Genomic DNA, 23,451 nt, shown 5'->3' with positions numbered 1-23,451 from the left:
CATCGGAGTGTCATGGTCGGTGCCGAATATTGTGAACGGCTTTGCCGGATCGGCCGGTGCAGTTGGAACGAGAGGGTGGGTTTTTGGCGAATGTGCCTCGCCAATCTCGCCGGATGGGGCCGCGCCAGGAGCGTTAAAGTAGCGTAGCTCGACCTATTGAGATCATAGGTCGAGCCAAAATCCACCAGCATATGCTCGTTATTCTGCAGCGTGCGCTTTCATTTGGTCCCTGAACCAGTCAAGCGTCATGGCCACGCCCTGCTCGTAGCTGATCTTGCACGACCACTCGGGCATGACGTAATTGGCGTTGGTCAGGTCCGGCCGCCTGTTGGTCGGGTCCTGCGGCGGTGACGGCTCGAAGACAATCGGCACGCCGCCGACCAGTTTGGACACATATTGCGCGACTTCGAGCACCGAAATCTCGCGATCATTGCCGACGTTCAGAGGTCCCTTGTAGTCGGTTTCATTGATCCAGAAATAGCGGGCGAAACCGTCGACGACGTCATCGACATAACCCCAGCTGCGCGACTGCTTGCCGTCGCCGAATACCGTGATCGGCCGGCCCGCCAGCGCCTGGGTGATGAAGTTGGAGACGGCGCGGCCGTCATCGGACCGTGTGCGCGGACCATAAATGTTGAAAGGACGGACGACCTTGAGGTCGAGCCCCTCGGTGCGCTGCATTTCGAAAAGCAGCGATTCCGTGCAGCGCTTGCTCTCGTCGTAGGACGAGCGCGGTCCGGTGCAGTCCACCTGGCCCTTATAGGATTCCGGCTGCGGCGACACCAGCGGGTCACCATAAACTTCGGAGGTCGAGGTGAAGCCGAAACGTCCACCTTTCTTCAAAAGCTCCAGCAGCCGGAATGCCCCGAGAAGATTGGCGGAAATCGTCCGCTTCGGCTCCTTCATATACCATGGCGGCGATGCCGGGGAGGCAAGATGGTAGATTTCATCGAATTTTTCTGAGCTGCGCAACGTCTCGACGTCCGACTTCACGAAGTGGAAGCGGGGATCCCTGATGTGGGCGATATTGTCGAAAAGTCCGGTCCAGAGATTGTCAACAACAACCAGTTTTTCGACATCTGTTCTAAGTAAAAGCCGGTCGCACAAATGCGAGCCAATAAATCCAGCCCCGCCAGAAATCAATACGCTTTTCATTGCATCGCGCCTTGTGACGTTAAGAAGGTGAGTGTTTATTAGCATCACCTTTAAGGCGTGGCAATTGATTAGAAATGTTCTAGAAAATACTCGCTTATTAATCTTAATTATTTACACGTGTTACTTAAAGTAGTGTCGCCGGATTCGACATCGGAAACTTGCGGAAGGGTGGGCCCCGTCGATGGCAACCCATTTTATATCACGAGGGCCCTGGCTGGCGCATCAGGCTAAGGTCTGGCTCCATCGTCGGTAGCCGGGTGCACGATTTCAACTGTTGCAGTTGCGTCTGAGGCGGGGCGCTCGGCCTGTTTTCCGATCAGTCTGCCGAGAGCGCTGTTAATATTTGATAGGCTGCGGCGATGCGATCCTCGTTGGGATAGTTCTTGTTGGCCAGGATGACGATGCCGAGCCGCTCCCTGGGGATGAAGGCGACATAAGCACCGAAGCCGTTCGTCGAGCCGGTCTTGTTGATCCACACATCGTCGCGCGGTTGCATCGGCGGTCGCAGTTCCGAAACCGGCATGGTCTTCAGCATCGCGGGCGAATTGCCCTCCAGCAAGTCGTTCACCGCGACGGGATAGGCATATTGCTCCCAGATGAGATCCTGGGTCATCGCCCCTGCTGTGAAATATCCGATATGGGTGTTGGTGATCGCCTGCTGCAGTTTTTCGTCGAGCTTGACTAGGCCCATATTGGCGCCGACGAAGCGGATCATGTCGCCCGCAGTGGATTTGACGCCATAGGCCTCGGATGAGAGAACGGCCGGTGTCATCCGAGCGGGCTCGCCGCTGCGCTTATAGCCTTGAGCATAATCGGCCTGCCACGCTTTCGGCGATATAGCCGAGCATGCCGATGCTGGGGTTGGCATAACTTCTCTGCGTTCCAGCCGCATAGGAGGGCTGCCAGGCTTTGAAATAGCCGAGCAGCTGTTTTTCGGTTTTGATCTCATCGGGAAGCTGTAGCGGAAATCCGCCCGCCGTGTGGGTGGCGAGATGCATCAAGGCGATATCGCCGAACGGCTTGCCCTTCATTCCAGGCAGAAATTTGCCGGCCTTGTCCGACAGCGAGAGTTGTCCGCTCGCTTGCGCGTAGGATGCTAGCGTCACCGTGAAGGTCTTGCTGATCGATCCGAGTTCGAAGAGCGTGGTCGACGCCACCGGCCTGCCGGTGTCCTTGGATTCGACGCCATAGTTGAAGATGTGGTCCTGACCGTCGGCGGTGATGGCGACGGCAACGCCGGGGATGGCGTATTTGTCCATGATCGGCTTGATCGCCGCATCCGTGATCGCCTTCAATTTGGTCTCGTCGGCGGCAAAAACACTTGTGGCGGCGCCGGCCGAGAGCAAAAAGGCCGATAAAATTCTCATCCCGATGCTTTTCATAACCGTCATCCTCCAATCGACATGGCAGCAAAAACAAGCGCAAAAGCGCATGGGGACGACGTTTAACGGCGCTATTTTGCAATCACAAATGATGATATCTCGCAGCAGCCACAAGAAAATCTAGGGCTCACATGGTTCGGCAATTCCTCCCCTTGAACGGCCTGCGCGCCTTTGAAGCCTCCGCACGGCATCTGAGCTTCACCCGTGCGGCGATCGAGCTCTGCGTCACTCAGGCGGCGGTCAGCCAGCAGGTCAAAGGCTTGGAGACGCGATTGGGGGTGGCGCTGTTCCAGCGTCTTCCCCGCGGCTTGAAAATCACCGCCGAGGGCGAAGCGCTGCTGCCGACAGTGACGGCTTCGTTCGACCAGATGGCGACGACGCTGGACAGGATCGAAGCCGGGCAGGTGCGCGAATTGCTGTTCCTCGGCGTAGTCGGGACATTTGCTGTCGGTTGGCTGTTGCCGCGGCTTGCGGATTTCCGGCGCCGGCATCCCTTTATCGATCTCCGCATGTCCACCAACAACAACCGGGTCGATCCGGCCGCCGAAGGGCTGGATTTCGCCATCCGCTTCGGCAGCGGTTCATGGCATGGAACGGAGGCGCAGCGCCTGTTCGAAGCGCCGCTCTCGCCGCTCTGCATCCCCAAGCTGGCGGAACATCTGCAATCGCCTGAAGATCTTGCCGGGGCGGTGCTGCTGCGCAGTTACCGGACGGATGAGTGGAGCAGCTGGTTTCAGGCGGCAGGCGTTCCCCCGGCGGCGCAGGTCAATGCCGGCATCGTCTTCGATTCCTCTGTCGGCATGATGGAGGCGGCCCTTCAGGGGCTCGGCGTCGCGCTCGCGCCGCCATCGATGTTCACAAGGCATCTTTCCTCAGGCGCGATCGTCCAGCCTTTCGCTACCGCCATATCGCTCGGCAGCTACTGGCTGACGCGCCTGCAGTCGCGGCCGGTCACGACGGCGATGCGGGCATTTTCGGACTGGATCGGTGCGCAGGTGAGCGCTGTATGATCATCGGAGCGCCCACGTGCGTGGGCGCTCCGAGCCGCATCATTGATGGAATGCCGAGGTCACTTCTGAATGCAGGTGTCGACGGTATCCTTGGTGCATTCGTCCAGCCCGGTGAACACCGGATCGTCGACCTTCTTGCCGGCGACCAGGTCCATCATCACGGTTGGCGCCTTGTAGCCCATTTCGAACGGCCGCTGGCCGACCAGCGCGGTGACCAGGCCTTCCTTGGCGATCGCCACTTCGTCGCCGATCGTGTCGGCGGCGCCGATGACGAACTCGTTCTTGGCGATCTTGTCGGCCATCGGCTTGAACAGGTCGCGGTAGGGCTGCGGGGCGCCGAACAGCGGCCAGCCGCCCATGATGCCGAAGGCATCAAGGTCGGTGTTGGCGGCAAGGATGTCGGTCATCGCCTGCACGCCTTTGGCGCCGTCGTCATTGGTAAAGACCGGGCAGCCGGCAACCTCCGTCCAGCCGCCTTCACCTTTCAGTGCCGCCAGCCCCTTCTGGCCGCTCAGCGTATCGCGCATGCCCTGGGCGCGGCGCAGAATGTTGTCGGCGCCGGGATTGCCTTCGATGGTGCAGATCTTGCCGCCCTTCGGCTTGGCCTTCTTGATGTATTCGCCGATCTTGGCGCCCATCAGATAGTTGTCGGTGCCGAGATAGGTCTTGCGCAGCGCCGCGTCGTCGGCAGCAAGATCGGCATCGAGCGTCATCACTGGAACGCTCGGATTGGCGGTCTTCAGCGTCTGGGCGATCAGCTTGGCGTTCGACGGCGAGATGGCGATTGCCGCGGTATCGGCCTTCCCCAGCATATCCTGGACGATCTGCGCCTCACCGGCCTCATCGGAGGTCGATGCCGGGCCGGTGTAGAAGCATTCATATTCGGCCGATGCGTTTTCCTTGTTCCACTTCTGGCAACCCTGGTTGATCGCCTCGAAGAACGGGTTGTCGAGGCCTTTGACGACGATGACCAGCTGCTTCTTGGCGGCCAAGGCCTGTCCGGCCGTCAGCGCCATAACTGCAGCTGTAAGCAATAATGCCTTCCTCATAGCTTCCTCCCATTGAAAAAGACGAGCGCTTCTGCACCCGCCGCGTCATCAACCTGGATACCAGACGACCCGAGGCTCCTCCTTCGAACGCTGGTGGTCCCAAGCCGAATTGATCAGCTTTTCCAGATCGTAGACCGGCTTCCAGTCCAAGAGATATCTGGCCTTGCTGTTGTCCATCCAGTTCGAGTGAAACTGGCTTGCAATATCGACCGAGCCGAGCCCGCGCGTGCGGGCAAGGTGTGCGGCGACCTCGCCATAATCGACGGGCCGATCCATCGAGATGTTGAAAAGCTCGCCCTTGGCGCGCGGATTGTCGATTGCCGCAAGGATTGCCGCGACGAGATCGTCGACATGCACGAAATTGCGCTTCAGCGGCCGCCCGTCGGCATCGCGCAACAGCGGCACCGTGCCATCATGCGCGTAACGCTCGGCATCATCAGCCGGCACCAGCGTCTTCCAGTCCGGCCCGCCGAAGACATCGTCGCCGAAGGACAGGGTGTATTTGAAATCGTCCTTCTCCATGATCCAGGGCGCCCTGAGGCAGCAGGTGTTGATGCCATACTGGATGGCGAACTGCTCGAGCATCACTTCTTCCAGCACCTTGGAGAGCGCGTAGCAGCCGGGATAGGCGCGATGCGGCGTCTTTTCGGTCACCGGCCCGTCATGGCGATAAAAGAAATGTCCGATGCCGGCATCGCCGCCGATCAGGATGAACTGCTTGGCCGTGGGGCTGGCGCGGAATGCCTCGAGCAGCCAGAACAGGCCCTTGACGGTGATATCCATCACGTCGGCCGGGATTTCCTTGCAGGTGGCGAGATGCACGACATGGGTGACGCCGTCCATTGCCGCTGCCACGACATTGCTGTCGGCGATCGAGCCCTTCACCACACTGATGCGGTCGGTCTCCTCGAGCACACGATTATGACAAAGCGCGCGAATGCGTGCTTTGGAAAATCGCGGCTCGTCAAGCAGCCCAGTAATGAAGCGCCGCCCGACCTTGCCCGTAGCCCCGGTGACAAGGATCAGCATACCTCTCTCCCCAGTAACAGCTAATATGCCCGCGTTTCCGGCGTCAATCTGTATTTGTCGTACAAAATAGATTTTTGTGATGAGAGGCTGATTTAGCGGACATTTGATTGACGATTCCTGGCGCTTTTGCATTAATGCTCATAATCGCTTTTCCGGGAGGAGATCGGCCGAGCGAGATCGCAGGCGACTGACTGGCAACCGGGTAACCGGCGGCGAAAGCAGGCCTGCAGGTTCCGGGGAGGGTAGTCGGCTGGTCGCGGTTCTCGAACTCACCAATATCTCAAAACATTTCGGCGCCATCCAGGCGGTCAACGACGTGTCGTTTACGCTCGAAGCCGGCCAGGTCGTCGGCCTGATGGGCGATAACGGCGCCGGCAAAAGCACGCTGGTCAAGATGATCGCCGGCAACTTCCGGCCGAGCGAAGGCACGATGCGGTTGGAGGGCAAGGAGATCGTCATGCACCGCCCGGTCGAGGCGCGCCAGCACGGCATCGAGATCGTCCACCAGGATCTGGCGCTCTGCAACAATCTGACGGCGGCGGCGAACGTCTTCCTCGGGCGGGAACTGCGCCGCGGCATCGGCCCGTTTCGCATCCTCGATTACAAGACGATGTACCGGCGCGCCGGCGAGATTTTCAAGGAACTGAAATCGGAAACCCGCCCGCGCGATCTCGTCAAACAGATGTCGGGCGGCCAGCGGCAGGCGGTGGCGATCGGGCGCACCATGCTGTCGGAGGCAAAGATCGTGCTGATGGACGAGCCGACGGCGGCCATTTCGGTCCGCCAGGTGGCCGAAGTCCTCAACCTGATCCGCGAGCTGCGCGACCGCGGCATCGCGGTCGTGCTGATCAGTCATCGCATGCCCGATGTTTTCACCGTCGCCGACCGGGTGATCGTCATGCGCCGCGGCCGGAAGGTCGCCGACAAGGCGATCGCGGCGAGTTCGCCCGAGGAAGTCACGGGACTGATAACAGGGGCCATCGAACAGGTCTGAGCGGCAGTGCTTAGTCCTGCGGAAGAAACACCGCTGACGGAAATGCCCTATCTGGAGTGAGAGGTCGAAATGGCAGTGACACTGGACCAGACGATTGCACAGAAGCAGCGCAGCCGGCTTGCGGAGTTTGTCGGCGGTCAGACATTCTGGGTGCTGATAGCCGTGCTTCTCGCCTGCCTCTTCCTGTCCTTCGCCACCGATTCCTTCGCGACGTCGAAGAACCTCTACAACATCACCCGCAACGTCACCTTCGTCGCCATAATCGCGCTCGGAATGACGCTCGTCATCATCACCGGCGGCATCGACCTGTCGGTGGGATCGGTGCTCTGCCTCTGCAGCATGGTGCTGGCGGTCACCATGAACGCCGGCTATTCCATCGAGGTAGGCATCACCGCCGCGATCGTCACGGCGCTGGTGATCGGCGGTTTCAACGGCGTGCTGATCGCCTATCTCAATTTCCCACCCTTCGTGGTGACGCTCGGCATGCTGTCGATTGCGCGCAGCCTCGCGATGGTCGCCTCCAACAACACTGTCGTCTTCCAGTTCGGCCCCGACCACGACAAACTGCTTGCGCTCGGCGGCGGCGCCTGGTTTTTCGGCATCGCCAATCCTGTTCTCTACATGGTCATCCTGGCGCTCATCACCGGCTTTGTGCTGCGCTGGACGCGCTTCGGCCGCTATGTCTTCGCAATCGGCGGAAATGAACATGCCGCCACGCTGACCGGCGTTCCCGTGCGCACCATCAAGGTTGCCGTCTACATGATCTCGGCGCTCTCGGCCGGCATTGCCGGCATCGTCCAGACCGGCTGGCTCGGCGCCGTCACCACCAATATCGGCGCCGGCATGGAACTCCAGGTCATCGCCGCCGCCGTCATCGGCGGCGCCAACCTCGCCGGCGGCGTCGGCACCGCCTTCGGCGCCCTGGTCGGCGCAGCGCTGATCGAAGTGATCCGCAACAGCCTCGGCCTGCTCGGCATCAATGCGTTCTGGCAGGGGACGTTTATCGGCGGGGCGATCGTGCTGGCGGTGTTGTTCGACCGGATCCGCAATTTGCGGCAGAGCGAGTAGGGTTGGGCTGGGCGGCCTGCAGCATATCCGGTCGCAGCGTTCGTTGAGCAAACTCCGGCCATGCCCTCAGGGGCGCCCATCCTCATAGCCATCCAACTCGGGGCATCCCCTGATGTTGGCGAAGCCGATCTCCCGCCGGTCGCCCGATTGATCCAGGCCTCTGAGCACGATGACATTGTCATCCTGCTGTATGATCTCGCTGCGATAGATGCCGGCCCGAAGCGCCCGGTTTTTTGCGTGGCTTATATTGCATTGCCCGGGCGGTGGAGTGACGTGCCAGTATCTCGTGCCTTGCCCATCCGACTGCCATCCGCCAGAGGCGGCGAATCCCGGCACGCTGGACAGAAGTATGGCACACGATAATATCAAGCTGCCTGGGACCAGTTTCATGTAATCTCCGTCAGTCGTCGACGTTTCGGGGCTCGTCGCCGCTCTGCTTGCCCGGTTGCAACCGATAGCGGGTTTCCCCTGGCGTCACGAAAGTAAATCACGCGCGCTAACACAGTGCTAACGCGGTGGCACAGCAGCAGCGGCGCTGGTGCATCAACCCGGCCTTGAAGATCAACCAGAGATAGATATGCTGCGCGGTATAGTCACAACAATTTAAGGCCATCGAATCTTGCGCAACGTCATTTCAGTCATCTCAATGCTTGGCCTATCCGTTCTGATCGTTCCCACCGAGCCCGCTCTGGCCACCGACAACGTTCAGTTGATCGCGCCCGGCGATCCGGCCATGGCCAGAGCCCATGAGAAGTCCAATAGCGAGTTGGGTGGCTTCCTCGAGAAACTGCGCAATCCACCGGCCGGAACCGAAAATTACAGCATCAAGCTCGGTTTCACGGACAAGGCCAAGGGCGTGGCGCTGACCACTGACCAGATGGCACCGAATGTGGAATTCATGTGGGTCTATCAGATCAAGGTATCAGGTGACCATTTCACCGCTCTTCTCAGCGATACGCCGGAATACATCAACAACATCAAGCCTGATGATCGCGTCGAGTTCGAGAAGTCGGATATCTTCGACTGGATGTATACCGAGAATGGGAAAGTGAAGGGAAACTACACCGCTTGCCCGCTGCTGTTATCCGGCCCGAAAGAACAGTTGGAGCAATATCGCGAAATCTACGGCATCGTCTGCGACTGACGGCACGGTCGCTCCCATGCTCCCCATGATGATCGCGGTCAGCCCTCCGGTGCCGATGTAAACCGGCCGGCATCGAACGGGCCGCTGACGGCAACCGGGCCGCTGGCAGCGACCGGGATGACATCCTCGCCCGACGTCGCCACATTCACCTCATGATGAACCGCGCGCGGGGAGACACGAGGCGCGCTCAATCCCATCGCCGCGCCGGGAGAATGCAGCGCCCATTGCATCAGCGCCGCTTGGGATGTCGATCCGAGGAAATTTGCTTCTTCCCAGGAAGCGGTCATCGGCAGCGAGGCGATCATATCAGCGCTGTGCCTGGAGGCCTCCGGGGCAACAATGCGGGGATGGAAACGGGCGTGAACAGGCAATGCCGACGCCGGTCTCTCCGGAAGTGCGGCAATCGGGCCGATCGACGCAGTCTCCAGTTTGTCCACATCGGCGCCGTGCTCAAAGGCGGCCGGCCGCATCGCCGGTATCGGAATCGGCAAGGAGGAAAGATCCGGAACGGACCGTTTGCCATCCGGCTCGGCCGCGCCGGTCTGCAGCGCGAGCGCATTCAAGGCTCGGCTTTCCGGCGTTGGCAGAAGCGCCGTCACGAGCTTTCCGTCTGGGGAGTCGCCGCTCGACCTGGTCGACACCGCCACCTCTTCGTCTTCTCCCGCGGTGCCGGCAATCTGGATCGAGGCGGGGCCGCCGCGTTTTCTGTGGTTCGCAACCGCCTGATTATATCCCGGCAGCGGCCGGCCATCCGCCGGCAGATGCATCGTCTGCCCATTCGGGAATATGCGTGCGAGTTCCTGCCGCGACATGCGGGGCCACGCCCTGACATTGCCGACGTCGAGATGCACGAAGGGCGATCCCGAGGTCGGATAATATCCGACACCGCCGACCTGCATCTGCATGGCAAACGCCCGCAGCGTCGAAAGCTTCACGCCGGGAACATAAAAATCCATCGCCTTGCCCAGCATGTGCTGGCTCTTCTTGGCGACGCCGGTACTGCGCGAGCGGTTGCGGAGCATGTTGTTGGTCGCGGGCGAGCGATAGGCGGAGACGATATGGATGTAGTCCTTGCCGCCGCTGCGCTTATACACCTCCCAGACCAGGTCGAGCAGCCGGGGATCCATCCGGGTCGGCTCGTTCCTTCGCCAGTCGCGCAGAAACCGATTGATCTGGGCAAGGCCCTTGGCATCGAACTTTCCGTCGCGCTTATAGGTAATCGTCGCCTTCTCGCCCGTATGGGTAAAGAACAGCTTCAGGGCGCGATCCTCAGCGGAGGCAAAGGATGCAGAACCGACAAGCGCCGGCAGCGCAAACAGCGCCGGCAGAATGGTGCGCGCTGCGAAGCGTTCCGCACGCGACAGGAGTGTGGCAATTCCGCCCAAGGCTCCGCCCGATAATCCTTGCACTGGATACTTCAACACGAACAATCCCGTCCACACCAAACACTCGACGACGGGCGGGAACTCCGCATCCATCAGGCCCAATAAAGCCAGCTTATGGTCAACAAATTGCTAACGAGCGGACGCGTGAGCTTGGCGAATTTAGGATGCGGGCCCCCACCAGAGGCGAAATCGCGCCAATGCGCCCATTCATCGAAGCTAAGCACAATACGCTTCCACGACCGTGACGTACTGGTGACCAATTGCGGCCGCATCTGCATGTACCGCAAGAAGATCAATATCTTCACAGTCATGGCCGGCCAGAGGCTCGACGTCGCGGAGGTCGATGACGGCGTTTGGCTCGTCAGCTTCACGCGCGATGATCTCGGATATATCGATCTGGAGCGGAGGACATTGCAAACCATCGAGAGCCCGTTCGGCACAAGGTTGTCACCCATGTCTTGGGGACGTTCTATTACCTATGTCTCCGGTATGGAAAGGCAGATTTCCGGAACGATGCGGCGGACTCGGATGCCCGACAATTATGTCACCGTTGCTCGCCCAGGCGACACCCAGTAGTCTTGCCGTCTCACCGACATATCGGCAGTGGCACGCAGCGATTCCATGGCAATTCTCTTCAAAACAACAATCAGCGAAAACACGGCATTCGAGATGATCGAACGGTCACTGTCAGGCGCTTACCGATATGACGGTTACCTCAATGTCGTTAGCGATGCGGGCGAGACGGCATTGTCTTGGGGGCCGGCAATGCATGCCGAAGAGTTTAAGGCAGAGGTCAGCCAAATCCTACGGCAGACTTGGGATGCTGCCCGATTCTGGGTCATCTATGAGCGACGCGAAGATCGGAAGGATCCAGAAGGGACTGACATCCGCAACGCGGCTTTCCGCCTGACGCGCGGATACAGTGGCGTTATCGTTGTCACGCTCAGTCTCCTTGGGAAGCGCGACAGCGCCAATGACCTGGAACTCGTCTTCGTCTGCTTCGAGCAGGATTTTCACAGGAGGAATTTTCGCGTGCGCTACGAGGGTAAGCCGTTACCAAACCAGGGTTGATCTTGCTCAAAGACGTATTGCTTACGCGCGCAACCGTTCTACGTTCGCAGGAGAACAGTGCGACCATCGCTTCGCTCATCGAGACCTGCAAACCAAATGCCGTCGATCCGCAAAGCTATCTGACCGCCAAGCGCACTGCCATCGTCAATAGTCACAAGCAGAGCCGTATCGATGAGCTATCGCCGTGGAAGGAAATCACAGACTTCGACTTTGACGACCGCCCGCTTAAGATGCGATGGAACTGGCAACACCATCCCACGCAAGATGCTCCGACAGATTATCTATACCCTATGATCAATTGGGAGGTTAGCCGCCCGCAAACCGTCGGTGCCAGGTTAAGGGGGATTCCCGAAAACGAGTTTTCGTGCTGAGTTTGCTGTCTCAGCGGAACGGAAATTAGCAGAGAGATTGCTGTCTACCATCGGACCGAAGTCCGACTCACTCGCGATAATTCGTCGATGTCAGCGCCGAGGTGACACCAAGGTCCGTGAGCTGGACCGGATCATCGAGGGACGAGGCAAGCCGAAGATGATTGTCAGCGACGATGGCAGCGAGTTCACCAGTAACGCGATCCTGCAATGGACGGATCGGACCAAGGTGGAATGGCACTACATCGCACCGGGTAAGCCGATCCAGAATGCCGTCATCGAAAGCTTCAATGGGCGGCTGCGAGACGAATTCTTGAATAAATGACGTGACTTCGACATAGGCGACGGTGGCGCCCGCCTGGTTGCGAGCGAGGAAGTCCGGCCTTCTCGTCGGATCCTTATATCCCAAGCGATTGAGCGCGATGTAGATTATGATTTCGGCCAGAGCCTGCTCGTACTGGACGTTCGTCCCGGTCTTCATCCTGCTAACCAGTTCCACACGCTCATTCTCTGGAAACTCGAGTATCCAAGAATTCATAAGCTCCCGGTACCCTGCAAAGGGCGCATGCCCGGATGTATCGTAGAAATCGAAGTTCCTTTCCCCAGCTTGCATCGGGGCCATCTGGCCACGCACTTTATCGTCGCAAAGCGGCATCAATTTTGTTCCGTTTCGCTCGAGAGTTTGATTGAAGGATCTAATACACAGTCGCGACCGCGAGGATCATTCGTCAGCGCCATCAACAGTAAAACGCGGTCCTCATCAGCCCGTAACGTTGTCCCGCATCTGTCTCCTGAGGCATCCAGAGTCGTTCACAACCAAGCGCGGCGCCGACGTCTTGACATTGAAGGTTTATCTGCCCCCTCGGCAGGAACAGATGCCGAGGGAGCAGCAAAGCCGAAACCCCTCAGGTCATGACTTCGCAGGGGCCTCAACATCTGAAAACGCCTGCACAGCGTCGGGAAGTCTGGCACCTTTGATTTCGACAGCGGCGAGGGATGCGTTCAGGTCGGCTAGTTCTGCTGCAGTAAAAGAGACACCGGGGGCTCCAACGTTTTCGATCATGTGGGCCATCTGTGTCGTTCCCGGTATAGGCACGATCCAAGGTTTCTGAGCAAGGAGCCATGCCAAGGCGATCTGCCCAAGTCGTGCTTGCTTTCGTTCTGCCCACGTTTCGAGGAGTTCGACGAGCGCCAGGTTGTGCGGCAAGTTTTCCGGCACGAAGCGTCCCTCGATGCCGCGGATATCACCCTTCGCGAAGGTCGTCTTGGCGTCAATCGCGCCGTTCAGAAAGCCGACGCCAAGAGGACTCCATGGCACGAAGCCGATGCCCAGTTCTTCACAGACAGGGATCGCGGTCTTTTCCGGCCCCCGCCAGAGCATCGAGTATTCGCTCTGGACGGCCGTGACCGGCAGCGCCTCATGCGCCCGCCGCAGCGTTTTCAGGCCCATCTCGCAAAGACCCCAGTGCAGCACCTTGCCTTGATCCATCAAGTCCTTGATCGCTCCAGCGACATCCTCGATCGGCACCTGCGGATCGACACGGTGCTGGTATAGAAGGTCAATGCGGTCGGTGCGAAGCCGCTTCAACATTGCATCGACCACGATTCTGATGTGATCAGGTCGACTGTTTAATCCGGGTTTGCGCTCGCCGGTTTCGGGATCGATGTTCCAACCGAACTTGGTTGCGATGACGATCTGGTTTCGGAATGGTTCGACGCCTTCCCCAAGGATTCGCTCGACCTCCAGCGGACCATAGGCTTCAGCCGCGTCGTAGAACGTCAAGCCATGATCGAACGCTGAACGGATGATGTTGTGCATCTCTGCCCGCGTCGGAATCGTCTGCTGGTAGGTGCGGCTCATGTTCTGGACCCCGAGTCCAACACTCGAAACCTCGAGTGAACCGAGCTTGCGCCGTCCTATAGCTGACGAGGTCGTTCCGGGAGAGGCTGGTGGTGCCGAGGTTTGAGCCAGAGCGACACCTGACTGTGCCGTTGCAGCGAGGCCGCCGGCTGCCAGCAGGAGATTGCGGCGATTGATTTGCATTCCCGATTTCTCTCTCATCTCATTCCCTTTCGTTGATTGTCAGACGCCGTCTGCGCTGGCGGACGTGATGCGAAGCCAGACCCTGAGCCACAGACACCCTTGCGCCATCTCCTCATCGACAGGACGTAGTACGTCACCGCAGCGTACAGGCAGACGATCGAGCCGTAGTTGAGGAAGAACCTGAGGGCAGACTCGTTGAAGTCCCACATGTCGAGCGTGTAGGTCAGCATCAGCTTGGATCCGAAGCCCATCTCAATGGTGCTGTGGACGCCCCATGCGGCGGCGGCGAAAGTCAGGAGGCGAAGCGCAACCGACCGAAAGAAGTTTGCCCCTTCAATGCCGAAGGCCCCGCGAAACACGTTCATCACCACCGCCCATCGGGTGCCGAGGTGAAAGGCCAGGATCATAAGCAACCAGTAGGCCGCGAACATATGGATCTCGCGGACGGCGAACGCTCCATCCAATGACAAAAATGGAAAGAGATCCAGCGAGATCAGCACGCTACTGACCAGCATGACCGTCATTACCGTGGCGAGGCACGCTATGGTGGCTGCGTTCAGCAGCCTTGAGCCGTCGCCCAGGTTCCGCGCGGCATTCGAGTACCATCGCCTGTTGATGACGTTATGGACGATCACAAGCGCGAAGAGCGCGGTGCCGAACAGTTCGTGCGACAGGTTGCCGAGCCACCAGTAGGCAAGGCACAGGACGACAAGAGCAAGGCTCGCAAAGTCAAGGATGAGGCGAATCCGCAGCGTCATGTCATTCGAACTCGAAACGCCGGATGTCGTTGAAGGTGTAGAGGAACTCGCTGTCGGCGCGAGAACTGTGGCAGCTCTGGCAGCGGGCGGTGTTCTCGGCGGCGTTGATGGTTCCGTCCGGTTTGAACCATTGGAATTGCCAGTCGCCTGTGCGGCGGCTCTCGTCATAGTCAGCGCCCCATCCGGTGCCCTTTTCCATGATGAAGTAGCGAAAGACTTCACCTTCACGGTAGTCGACGAGCGCGAAATGGGTGCCGTTCGGGATGGGCTTGCCCGCCTTCACGGCTTCGATAGCTTCGCGCGTCGTCATGATGTGCTCGGTGACCTCGCCGCGCGTCACCGTGGTGTAGTGAACGAGCTTGCTGATATCAGGCATCGTGGCATTGGTTGGTTCTGCATCCACCTGCCAGCCGATCATGACGATGCCGCATGCCACGGCTGCGAGGACGGTAAGACGTGAGGGAATACGCGTCATTGCTGACCCTCCGCTGCTTGAGAGGAATATTGGGCGTCGGTAACCAGCTCAAGCCAGTCGACAGACTTCCCGTCCAAGGATTCCGAGAAGGCGATGTGCGTCATTCCATTGCTCGGAGATGCGCCGTGCCAGTGCTTAACGCCAGGCGGGATCCAAACGGTGTCGCCGGACCGAATCTCCTGCTGCCGCCCTTCCCACATCTGGACGACGCCCACTCCGCTGGTCACGATGAGCGTCTGGCCGAGAGGGTGGCTGTGCCAGGCGGTGCGCGCGCCGGGTTCGAAAGTGACGGTCGCGCCGCCCACCGTCGCGGGTGCCGTTGCCTTGAAGTTGTCCTCAACTCTAACGGACCCGGTGAACTTATCCGGAGCTCCGGCGATCGCTGGTTGCGATCCAGCGTGAGTAATTGTGATCGCTTCGTTTGCAAACGCAGAAGACGTGGACACGAACGCCACAGCCGCCATTGCGGAAGCCACGATCAACTTCTTCTCGGTCATTCGGCGAAGGCCTCCTTGGCAATAGCCACCGACGAAACGGCGCTCGGCCATCCGGAGTAGAAGGCCATGTGCGTGATCGTCTCGACGATCTCATCCTTAGTGAGGCCATTCTGCAGGCCGAGGCGAATGTGTGATTTGAGCTGATCAGGACGATTGAGCGCGATCAGGGCCGATATTGTCACCAGGCTCCGGTCCCGCTTGGACAGACCGGGTCGCTCCCAGATGTCCTTGTAGAGTACGTCATCGGTCAGTTCGGCCAATTTCGGGGCCGTGTCCCCCATCAGTTGCTGGGCACGAGAGGTCATTGGACTTTCCTTGGGTTCATTGACAGGCTGGGCGCAGACGACGCCCGGGAGCGCCGCCAGTACTATGCCGATGGTCAGAAACGCGTTCAGGAACAGGTGGCGCGTCATTGCTTCCTCCTCAGACCAGCGTCCGGTTGAAGAACGGTGCGAGCTTGCCCAGCGCCGCATCCACGTACTCGGGAACCCAGTAGGTCTCGATGTGCCTGGCACCCTCGATCTTGAAGAGTTCCTTGTCCTTCGTGCCCGTGGCCTTGGGGAACGCGTCTTCGGTCATGTAGAGGGTGTCGGCGGCCGTGCCCGCGATCATCAGAAGGGGCACGTCGATGAGGCCGATCTCGTCGGTGGCGTCCCAGCGCATCAAGTCCATCAGGCTGCTCATCGTGTACTTGAAGGTGGAGCCGGGATGAGCATTGGTGTGCCAGTAATAACGGTAACCGTCCCTATAGAGGTCGAACGGAAGCGCATCGATCTGTGCTTCAGTCAGATTGGCGTCGCCTGCATAGAGCACTTCGCCACCCGCAGCTTCCTGCGCGCGGGCCGCCGAGGCCTGCTGCAGCCGTTTCTGGATCGTGTCCATTTGGGAATCCTGGAAGCCGTTCCGACGAACGCGCCCGGAGTTGAACATGCTGAGCGTCGCAACTGCCTTGAAGCGCTTGTCGGTCTTGGCAGCAGCGAGAGAGTAGCCGCCCCCGCCACAGATCCCGAAGAGCCCGAGGCGTGCAATGTCCACGCCGGGGAAGCCGCTAATGAAGTCCGCCATCCCGTGAATGTCCTCGATGCGGTACTGGGGCTTGTCGATGCTGCGCGGCGCGCCGCCGCTTCCCCCCTGGTAGGCTGCGTCGGCGGTGATCGTGATGAAGCCGCGCTCCGCAAGTCGTTGCGCATAGAGACCAGTCGTCTGCTCCTTCACGCCGCCGTTGGGATGGGCGAGCACGATCGTCGGATATTTCCTGCTGGGATCGTACCCCGCAGGCGTGTAGACGTTCGCCACGATGTCGAGGTTGTTGAGCTTGTAGGTCACAGGGTGGATGTTCACCTTGCCAGGCTCGTTCTTGGTGATCGCCCCGTCGTAGACCAGCGTGAACGGGTTCTGCCGGAAGTCGGCTGCCACAGCTTGGATGGTGGTCATTGCTGGAACTCCTATGATGGCACCTGAAATGATCAGCGCGGCCGCGCCCAGAAACTCGCGTCGTCTGCTGTCGATGACCTCCGTCATGTCCGGCTCCTGAGGTTCGGTGTTCGAAATTGTCGGAGATGAAGATAGCCTGCCACGGCACGGGGGATTAGACGGCTTGTTCCGCTAGAGCCTATTAGAGCTCCTTATTAATCACGATCACTTGATAAGCTGTGATGGAATAAAAACCGGGCGACCTCTCGACGGATCATCGAGACGCTGCGGCCGCGAGTAACCGCAGGCTCGGCTGCGTGTGATCTAGCTAGAGGGAGGCCATGCTTGGTCGGATGCCAATGGCGTAAGGTTCGGTCACCGGAAATCCTTCGTCATTTCAACCATTGTCGCTCGGAAACCCATTCGGTCGAATAGAGCTTGAGCGCCCTTGTTCTTGTAGGCGGTCGAGAGGACGATCCGCGGAGCCCCTTTTTCCGCAAGCCTCGTGATGGCTTGTTCCAGCAAGCGTCTGCCGACACCTTCCCTCCGCCTCTGAGGATCGACGAAGATGTCGTGAAGAACCCCCGCGGGACCTCGGAGAGCCATGTAGTCGGCCCCCTCAAGCGCGCCGTAGACGTACCCGATGATAGAATTCCGATCCTCCGCTACGAGGACGACAACATCCTCGCGGACAACCTGGCTCGCGAGCCACGAAGCGTATTTGTCGGGTGTGGTTGGCCCGGCAGGAATGAACCTGGCTGGATCCCAATTGTTGTGAAGCGACATGAGCGCGGCGCCATAGGATCCGAGGACTGTGGCATCCGCTCGTGCTGCGGGTCTTATGGTGATCGATTCGAGGTGCTGACCGGACATGTTGATACCGCGAGATAGGCACCGGAGGTCCGGCGATGGTCTTCCAGCCTTCATAACGTGCTCCCCGGGGGATCGTTCGAAATCTTGTGCGCCTTCCAATGTGACGCTGGGGCTGTCGCGACGAGCGTCTTTCGTCGCGACAGCCACGGGGACTTCTCGATCGATCAGTCCAGCTTTTTTTCCGCCAGGAACTTGGAGATCTGGTCGGCGATCGAGACATTGTTGAGGTCAGACATCAGGAAGTGGGTGCCGCCCTTGATGCCGATGTCAGGCAAGTGAATGAGCGTCGCATCGCCGCCGTGCTTGTTGACCGAATCGACCCAAAGCCTCGCCATCGCGAGCCGCACACGCCAGTTGTCCTGGCCGCGTTCGGCCGTAGGCTCGGTCGGGAAATTGTCACCGTAGTAGATGACGATTGGGAGCTTGGTCAGCTTCTCGAAATCGGCGACGGGCACCGCTTCGCCCTTGAGGGTTCCGGCGGCGCTCGGCATGTCGGCCGGAACCTCGCCCTCCGGAAAGATGAAGCCGCTTCCTGGCTCAAGCGCGACGATGGCCTTGACCTTCGGATTCTTGATCGGCGTCAACCAGCCGGGGCCGCCCGCCTGCGAATGGGTGAACAGGATCCCCGGACCGGTCTTGTCGAACAGCGCGGACATGGCATCGGAGATCACGTTGGCGTCGAAAGGCCCGGTGTTGGGCGTGACGGAGCGGAAGAACTGGTCGAGTGCCGCGGGATCGCGGGAGAACTGGACGTTCGAGAAATACTCCGGCCACTTGCCGATGCGGAACTGGTCGAAGAAAAGCTGGTCGTATGGCGTCGGCTCGATCGTCATGGCGACGGTGCTGTTGCCCGCACGTCCGCGGCGCGGCTGATCGACGAGATATACCGGGTAGCCGCGGCGAAGGAAGATGGTCTGGAAGCCTTCGCGCCCGTCCGGCGTCGTCTCCCAGCTTCGGGCGGACTGGAAGGCTCCGTGGAGCATCACGATCGGCAGCGGCTTGGGATTCGGCGGAATCTGATAGAATACGTAGGCATGGTCGCCATGCAGGGTCTGCCCTGCCGCCGTGGGAGCGTTGTTGTCGAAGGTTCCAGGCGTGCTCGATACCGTGCCGCCGACGGCGAAGCTTCCTTGCTCCTGAATTGTCAGCGGCTCCTGCTTCGAAGCGACCTGAGCCCCTGCCACGCCCGAGGATAGGAGCAACATGGAGAGCGCGAGAGCGGATAGAGGTCTGAACATGGTCGGTACCTGCCTTTGAACGTTGAGCTGTCAGGAGAGTAACCGAGCACCATTCAGATGATTAGGGATGCATTTCCGATTGAGGGTATTAGCCCTCCTTATCAATACATCTTGTCACCCTCTGTAGCGAAGGGCATTAACAACAAGCTGGAATGCCGGGGACGCGTGGCGGCGGTTCGGATAGTAGAGATGATATCCCGGAAACGGCGCACACCAATCATCAAGGACCCGGATTAAAGTGCCCCTGGCGAGATCCTCGGCCACCAGATCGTCGGGCATAAAGGCGAGGCCGAGACCGCGCCGGACGGCGTCCAAACGCATAGCGATGTTGTTGAAGACCATCTGCCCATCCACACGGACGTTTAGTTCGCGTCCGTCCTTCTCGAACTCCCATTGCAAGATGTTGCCATGCGTTGGCATGCGAATCTGGATGCAGTTGTGGGAGGTGAGATCTTGAGGCACTTCCGGCCACGGGTGCTGGCGGAAGTAGGAAGGGGCGCCAACGACGGCCATGCGCATCTCTGGCCCGATCTTGATCGCGATCATGTCCTTGGCAAGCTGCTCGCCGAGACGGACGCCCGCGTCGTAGCGCTCCGCGACGATATCGGTCAGGCCATAGTCGACGGTGATCTCGACATTCACATCGGGATTGTCGGGCAGGAACTTGTCGAGTGAGGGCGCGAGGACCGAGATCGCCGCATGCTCTCCGGCCGTGATCCTGACCGTTCCTGCTGGCTTGTCACGCATCTCGGTGAGGGCAGCAAGCTCCGCCTGTATCTCCTCGAAGCGCGGCCCGGCGGTTTTCAGAAGACGTTCGCCCGCCGCCGTCGGCGACACGCGGCGCGTCGTCCGCGTCAGTAAGCGGAGGCCTAACCGCTCTTCAAGTCCCCGGACGGTCTGGCTAAGCGCCGACTGCGACACCCCGAGCTTCACCGCAGCCCGCGTGAAACTCTCCTCGCGGGCGACCGTCACGAAGGCGAGCAGATCGTTGAAGTTCTCCTGCGGCATTCATTAGGCTTCCTTATAGCTTCATCCCGATTACTGCCCCTAATCGATATGGTCAGCAAGAGCTATCTTTCCGTCATCGCAACGTAGCTTGCCGGGGAGGACCGTCGAGCAAGCAAGTCAATGGGACTGCAATGTCTGACGTAAACACATCCACCTCTCCACCGAACAAGACAGCGATCCTTGCGATCATTCTTATCAGCTACGTGATGATCGTCCTCGACATCTCGGTGGTCCTGACGGGCCTGCCGAAGATCCATAACGAACTCGGCTTCACGGACGCCGGGCTCGCCTGGGTGCAGAGCGCCTACACGCTGACCTTTGGTGGCTTCCTCCTCCTTGGCGCGCGCGCCGGGGACATACTTGGCCGCCGTCGGATGTTCGTGGTAGGCATGACAATCTTCACCGTCGCCTCCGTCGCCATCGGAGCCTCGCAATCGTCTGCATGGATGCTGTCGTGGCGTGCGATCCAAGGACTGGGATCGGCAATCCTCGCACCGACGACCCTCGCTCTGCTGCAGACCACCTTTGACGAAGGCGAGGAACGTGTGCGCGCCGTCTCGCTTTACAGCGCCGCAGCAGGCGTGTCCGCGACAGTCGGTCTCGTCGTTGGCGGATTGCTTGCGGACTGGCTCTCCTGGCGGGTCGGGTTCCTGATCAATCTCCCGATCGGCATCGCCACGGTTGCCGCGGCCCGCATCTACATCCACGAGACAAAGAAGCGTCCGGGAACATTTGACCTGTTCGGTGCAGTAACCTCGACGCTGGGTATGGCCGCCTTCGTCTACGGATTCATCCGCTCCGCACAGGCAGGATGGGACGTCGTAACGCTCGCAACACTGATCGCCGCCGTCATCATGCTCGGCGCATTCGTGTTGATCGAGCGCGGTGCGAAGCAGCCGATCCTGCCACTTCGCCTGTTCTCTGACAGCGAGCGCTCGGGCGCATATGGTGCCCGCGTGCTCTACATCAGCGCCATGGTCGGCTTCTTCTTCTTCACGACGCTGTATCTGCAGCAGGTTGCGGGTCTGCGCCCAGCACTGGCGGGCCTTGCCTTCGTCCCCGCCACGATGCTGCATGTCCCGGTCGCGGTCATCGTGCCACGCCTCATCAGGCGCTTCGGCCGGAACCCCGTCCTTATCGTGGGAATGCTGATCGGCATCGTCGCCATGGCCTGGCTCAGCCGGGCGGGAGTAGGTTCCAACTACTGGACAGCGGTGGCGCTACCCATGGTTTTGATCGGCATCAGCCAGGGCCTGACGCTTAGTCCACTGACATCATCAGGTGTCGCACGGGTTGATCATGCGGACGCGGGAGCAGCGTCCGGCGCGGTGAACGTTGCCCACCAAATCGGCAGCTCGGTTGGCCTCGGCGTTCTCATAGCCATTGCCGCCATCGGATCAAATGGCCTCAACGGAGCCGACCTGACAGCGTATCGAGTTTCCCATGCGTTCGACGCAGGAACCGTCATGCTGATCGCGACATTGGTGATCTCGCTTCTGACCATCATCCCTGCTGCACGGCGGCAGTCTAAATCCCAGGAAGAAGTCGCGCCGACCGAATGCGCGACCTGATCAAGGAGAATGATCATGAAGAAACGAACTATCGGAACGCTCGAGGTTTCGACGCTCGGCCTCGGATGCATGGGCCTTAGCCACGGCTACGGAGTGGCGACCAACACGAAGGATGCTGTTTCGCTCATCCGGGCGGCCCACGACCGCGGCGTGACCTTCTTCGACACGGCACAGGTCTACGGCCCGTTTACCAACGAGGACGTCGTCGGGGAAGCTCTCCAGCCGGTTCGGGGCAAGGTGGTGATTGCCACCAAGTTCGGCTTCGAACTTCCAAGCCCCGACGGTGGCCAGCACATGAACAGCCAGCCCGCCTACATCCGTCAGTCAGTCGAGGCATCTCTGAAGCGGCTTCGAACGGATGTGATCGATCTTCTCTACCAACACCGCGTCGATCCGAACGTGCCGATCGAGGACGTCGCCGGAACGGTCAAGGATCTCATTGCGGAAGGCAAGGTCAGGCACTTCGGTCTATCTGAAGCTGGTGCGCAGACGATCCGCAAAGCCCATGCCGTGCAGCCGGTGACCGCCCTCCAGAGCGAGTACTCGCTGTTCTGGCGCGAGCCCGAGAAGGAGATCATCCCGACGCTTGAGGAACTCGGCATTGGCTTCGTGCCGTTCAGCCCGCTCGGCAAGGGCTTCCTTACGGGCAAGATCGACGAAACGGCTACCTTCGGCCCCGGCGACTTCCGCAGCGTGGTTCCGCGCTTCCAGGCGGAGAACCTCAAGGCGAATAAGGCGCTCGTGGCAGCTCTGACCCAGATCGCCGAAGCCAAGGGTGTCACGCCCGCTCAGATCGCGCTCGCTTGGCTGTTGGCGCAGAAGGATTGGATCGTGCCAATCCCCGGCACCACCAAGCTGCACCGCCTGGAGGAAAACCTCGGCGCCGCCTCGGTCGAACTCACCGCCAGCGACGCTTCTGAAATCGCCGACGCCCTCGCGAAGATCGACATCGTCGGAGACAGATACCCCGCGCACCTTCAGGCGCGGGTTGGGAAATAAGGCAAGCGCACACAGATCTCCCATCCATACAAAGGATACGAAAATGACCACCACCGTACCCACCGTCACGCTGAACAACGGGATCCAGATGCCGATCCTAGGCTTCGGCGTCTTCCAGGTTCCCGATCCCGCCGAATGCGAGCGCAGCGTCCGCGACGCGATCGACGTCGGCTACCGTCTGCTCGATACGGCGACCTCGTACGGCAATGAAGAAGCTGTTGGCAGCGCGATCCGTAATTACGGCATCGATCGAAAGGACCTGTTCGTTACGACCAAGCTCTGGATCGAGGATGCGACGTACGAGGGGGCTAAGGCCGCTTTCGAGCGTTCGCTGAACAAGCTGCAACTCGACTATCTCGACCTCTGGCTCATTCACCAGCCCTACGGCGACGTCTACGGCGCTTGGCGCGCGATGGAGGAGTTGTACGAGGCGGGCCGCATCCGCGCGATAGGCGTCAGCAACTTCTATCCCGACCGTCTGGTGGACTTCGCACTCCACAACAAGGTCGTCCCCGCGGTCAATCAGATCGAAATCCATCCGTTCCATCACCAGGATGACGCTCAGCAACTTCTACAGGAATACGGAGTTCAGCCTGAAGCCTGGGGTCCATTCGCGGAAGGGAAGAACGGGCTGTTCACGAACGAGCTCTTGCAGTCGATCGGTAAGAAACATGGCAAGAGTGTCGCTCAGGTCGTGCTGCGGTGGTTGATCCAGCGTAATATCGTCGCGATCCCGAAGTCCGTCCGAAAGGAGCGCATGGCCGAGAACTTCTCGGTCTTCGACTTCGAACTCGACCAGGACGATGTCGCCTCGATCAGCGCGCTCGACCAGAAGACCAGCAGCTTCTTCGATCATCGCGATCCGGAGAAAGTTAAGTGGCTCGGCACCCGCAAGCTTTGAGCCGAGGTCGGAGTATCGG

22 protein-coding genes and 4 pseudogenes are annotated in these 23,451 nt (G+C 59.9%); 11 read left to right on the top strand and 15 right to left on the bottom strand.

The features are described from left to right. Positions 1–198: 198 nt before the first annotated feature. Positions 199–1,155 carry an NAD-dependent epimerase/dehydratase family protein gene (locus OS035_RS21860; protein ID WP_097626434.1) on the bottom strand — a complete coding sequence of 319 codons (957 nt, stop codon included), beginning with the start codon at positions 1,153–1,155 and terminating at the stop codon, positions 199–201. 316 nt (positions 1,156–1,471) lie between these two features. Next, positions 1,472–2,537, bottom strand: a pseudogene (locus OS035_RS21855) (serine hydrolase). A gap of 131 nt (positions 2,538–2,668) precedes the next feature. On the opposite strand from OS035_RS21855, the gene OS035_RS21850 reads away from it, so the two are divergent. Then, positions 2,669–3,547, top strand: a complete 879-nt coding sequence (locus tag OS035_RS21850) for a LysR family transcriptional regulator (RefSeq protein WP_097626439.1) — start codon at positions 2,669–2,671, stop codon at positions 3,545–3,547. 59 nt (positions 3,548–3,606) lie between these two features. Here the strand turns inward: OS035_RS21850 and OS035_RS21845 are convergent, their stop codons facing one another. Both OS035_RS21845 and OS035_RS21840 read right to left on the bottom strand, forming a co-directional pair. Next, positions 3,607–4,596: a substrate-binding domain-containing protein gene (locus OS035_RS21845; protein WP_097626441.1), complete on the bottom strand. Its 990-nt coding sequence runs from the start codon at positions 4,594–4,596 to the stop codon at positions 3,607–3,609. A 48-nt stretch (positions 4,597–4,644) separates the two neighbouring features. Continuing rightward, on the bottom strand, positions 4,645–5,625 hold the full coding sequence (locus OS035_RS21840; RefSeq protein WP_183777544.1) for an NAD-dependent epimerase/dehydratase family protein: 981 nt from the start codon (positions 5,623–5,625) through the stop codon (positions 4,645–4,647). A 103-nt stretch (positions 5,626–5,728) separates the two neighbouring features. On the opposite strand from OS035_RS21840, the gene OS035_RS21835 reads away from it, so the two are divergent. Beyond that, positions 5,729–6,619, top strand: coding sequence for an ATP-binding cassette domain-containing protein (locus OS035_RS21835; protein ID WP_097626445.1), 891 nt, complete (start codon positions 5,729–5,731; stop codon positions 6,617–6,619). A gap of 69 nt (positions 6,620–6,688) precedes the next feature. Further along, the gene (locus OS035_RS21830; RefSeq protein ID WP_097626447.1) at positions 6,689–7,687 is read left to right on the top strand and encodes an ABC transporter permease; all 999 of its coding nucleotides are present in this window, start codon (positions 6,689–6,691) and stop codon (positions 7,685–7,687) included. 66 nt (positions 7,688–7,753) lie between these two features. On the opposite strand, the gene OS035_RS21825 is transcribed toward OS035_RS21830, so the two are convergent. Next, a complete protein-coding gene (locus OS035_RS21825) occupies positions 7,754–8,077 on the bottom strand; it encodes a hypothetical protein (RefSeq protein ID WP_331814079.1) in 324 nt (107 codons plus the stop codon). Positions 8,078–8,306: 229 nt separating this feature from the next. On the opposite strand from OS035_RS21825, the gene OS035_RS21820 reads away from it, so the two are divergent. Further along, positions 8,307–8,831, top strand: coding sequence for a YegJ family protein (locus OS035_RS21820; RefSeq protein WP_331814078.1), 525 nt, complete (start codon positions 8,307–8,309; stop codon positions 8,829–8,831). 38 nt (positions 8,832–8,869) lie between these two features. Here OS035_RS21820 and OS035_RS21815 read toward each other — a convergent pair whose 3' ends face one another. After that, a complete protein-coding gene (locus OS035_RS21815) occupies positions 8,870–10,261 on the bottom strand; it encodes a DUF882 domain-containing protein (protein WP_331814077.1) in 1,392 nt (463 codons plus the stop codon). Positions 10,262–10,447: 186 nt separating this feature from the next. On the opposite strand from OS035_RS21815, the pseudogene OS035_RS33600 reads away from it, so the two are divergent. The 4 genes and pseudogenes from OS035_RS33600 to OS035_RS21795 all read left to right on the top strand — a co-directional run. Continuing rightward, a pseudogene (locus OS035_RS33600) lies at positions 10,448–10,675 on the top strand (IS481 family transposase); the annotation flags it as partial. 162 nt (positions 10,676–10,837) lie between these two features. Further along, positions 10,838–11,287 (top strand): hypothetical protein, encoded by a 450-nt coding sequence (locus tag OS035_RS21805; RefSeq protein ID WP_183853113.1) that lies wholly within the window; start codon positions 10,838–10,840, stop codon positions 11,285–11,287. 53 nt (positions 11,288–11,340) lie between these two features. Next, a pseudogene (locus OS035_RS21800) lies at positions 11,341–11,475 on the top strand (transposase domain-containing protein); the annotation flags it as partial. A 292-nt stretch (positions 11,476–11,767) separates the two neighbouring features. Further along, a pseudogene (locus OS035_RS21795) lies at positions 11,768–11,977 on the top strand (integrase core domain-containing protein); the annotation flags it as partial. 588 nt (positions 11,978–12,565) lie between these two features. Here OS035_RS21795 and OS035_RS21790 read toward each other — a convergent pair. From OS035_RS21790 to OS035_RS21750, 9 genes are all read right to left on the bottom strand, one after another. Further along, positions 12,566–13,717: an aldo/keto reductase gene (locus OS035_RS21790; protein WP_183853115.1), complete on the bottom strand. Its 1,152-nt coding sequence runs from the start codon at positions 13,715–13,717 to the stop codon at positions 12,566–12,568. Next, positions 13,714–14,457, bottom strand: coding sequence for a DUF4405 domain-containing protein (locus OS035_RS21785; protein WP_331814076.1), 744 nt, complete (start codon positions 14,455–14,457; stop codon positions 13,714–13,716). Before OS035_RS21785 ends, OS035_RS21790 begins: the two co-directional genes overlap by 4 nt. A 1-nt stretch (position 14,458) precedes the next feature. Next, positions 14,459–14,932: a cytochrome P460 family protein gene (locus OS035_RS21780; protein ID WP_310806583.1), complete on the bottom strand. Its 474-nt coding sequence runs from the start codon at positions 14,930–14,932 to the stop codon at positions 14,459–14,461. Continuing rightward, positions 14,929–15,429 carry a (R)-mandelonitrile lyase gene (locus OS035_RS21775; protein WP_331814075.1) on the bottom strand — a complete coding sequence of 167 codons (501 nt, stop codon included), beginning with the start codon at positions 15,427–15,429 and terminating at the stop codon, positions 14,929–14,931. The genes OS035_RS21780 and OS035_RS21775 overlap by 4 nt, the downstream gene beginning before the upstream one ends. Next, a complete protein-coding gene (locus OS035_RS21770) occupies positions 15,426–15,842 on the bottom strand; it encodes a carboxymuconolactone decarboxylase family protein (protein WP_331814074.1) in 417 nt (138 codons plus the stop codon). Before OS035_RS21770 ends, OS035_RS21775 begins: the two co-directional genes overlap by 4 nt. 10 nt (positions 15,843–15,852) lie before the next feature. After that, positions 15,853–16,863, bottom strand: coding sequence for an alpha/beta hydrolase (locus OS035_RS21765; RefSeq protein WP_331814095.1), 1,011 nt, complete (start codon positions 16,861–16,863; stop codon positions 15,853–15,855). A 354-nt stretch (positions 16,864–17,217) separates the two neighbouring features. Next, a complete protein-coding gene (locus OS035_RS21760; protein ID WP_331814073.1) occupies positions 17,218–17,769 on the bottom strand; it encodes a GNAT family N-acetyltransferase in 552 nt (183 codons plus the stop codon). Between the two features lie 110 nt (positions 17,770–17,879). After that, on the bottom strand, positions 17,880–18,920 hold the full coding sequence (locus OS035_RS21755) for an alpha/beta hydrolase (RefSeq protein ID WP_442967709.1): 1,041 nt from the start codon (positions 18,918–18,920) through the stop codon (positions 17,880–17,882). A 147-nt stretch (positions 18,921–19,067) separates the two neighbouring features. Beyond that, positions 19,068–19,961, bottom strand: coding sequence for a LysR family transcriptional regulator (locus tag OS035_RS21750; protein ID WP_183853129.1), 894 nt, complete (start codon positions 19,959–19,961; stop codon positions 19,068–19,070). A gap of 131 nt (positions 19,962–20,092) precedes the next feature. Between OS035_RS21750 and OS035_RS21745 the strand changes: the two genes are divergently transcribed. The 3 genes from OS035_RS21745 to OS035_RS21735 are packed head-to-tail and all read left to right on the top strand — an operon-like array spanning position 20,093 to position 23,432. After that, a complete protein-coding gene (locus OS035_RS21745; RefSeq protein ID WP_331814071.1) occupies positions 20,093–21,532 on the top strand; it encodes an MFS transporter in 1,440 nt (479 codons plus the stop codon). Positions 21,533–21,547: 15 nt separating this feature from the next. After that, entirely contained in the window at positions 21,548–22,531 is a 984-nt protein-coding gene (locus tag OS035_RS21740) for an aldo/keto reductase (protein ID WP_310807164.1), read from the top strand. Between the two features lie 43 nt (positions 22,532–22,574). After that, a complete protein-coding gene (locus tag OS035_RS21735) occupies positions 22,575–23,432 on the top strand; it encodes an aldo/keto reductase (RefSeq protein WP_331814070.1) in 858 nt (285 codons plus the stop codon). Positions 23,433–23,451: the final 19 nt, after the last annotated feature.

The organism is Rhizobium sp. 268 (assembly GCF_036571585.1).
Taxonomy (GTDB): domain Bacteria; phylum Pseudomonadota; class Alphaproteobacteria; order Rhizobiales; family Rhizobiaceae; genus Rhizobium; species Rhizobium redzepovicii.
Note: the sequence above shows the minus strand (reverse complement) of the source record. Positions and strands in the feature narration are given on the sequence as shown.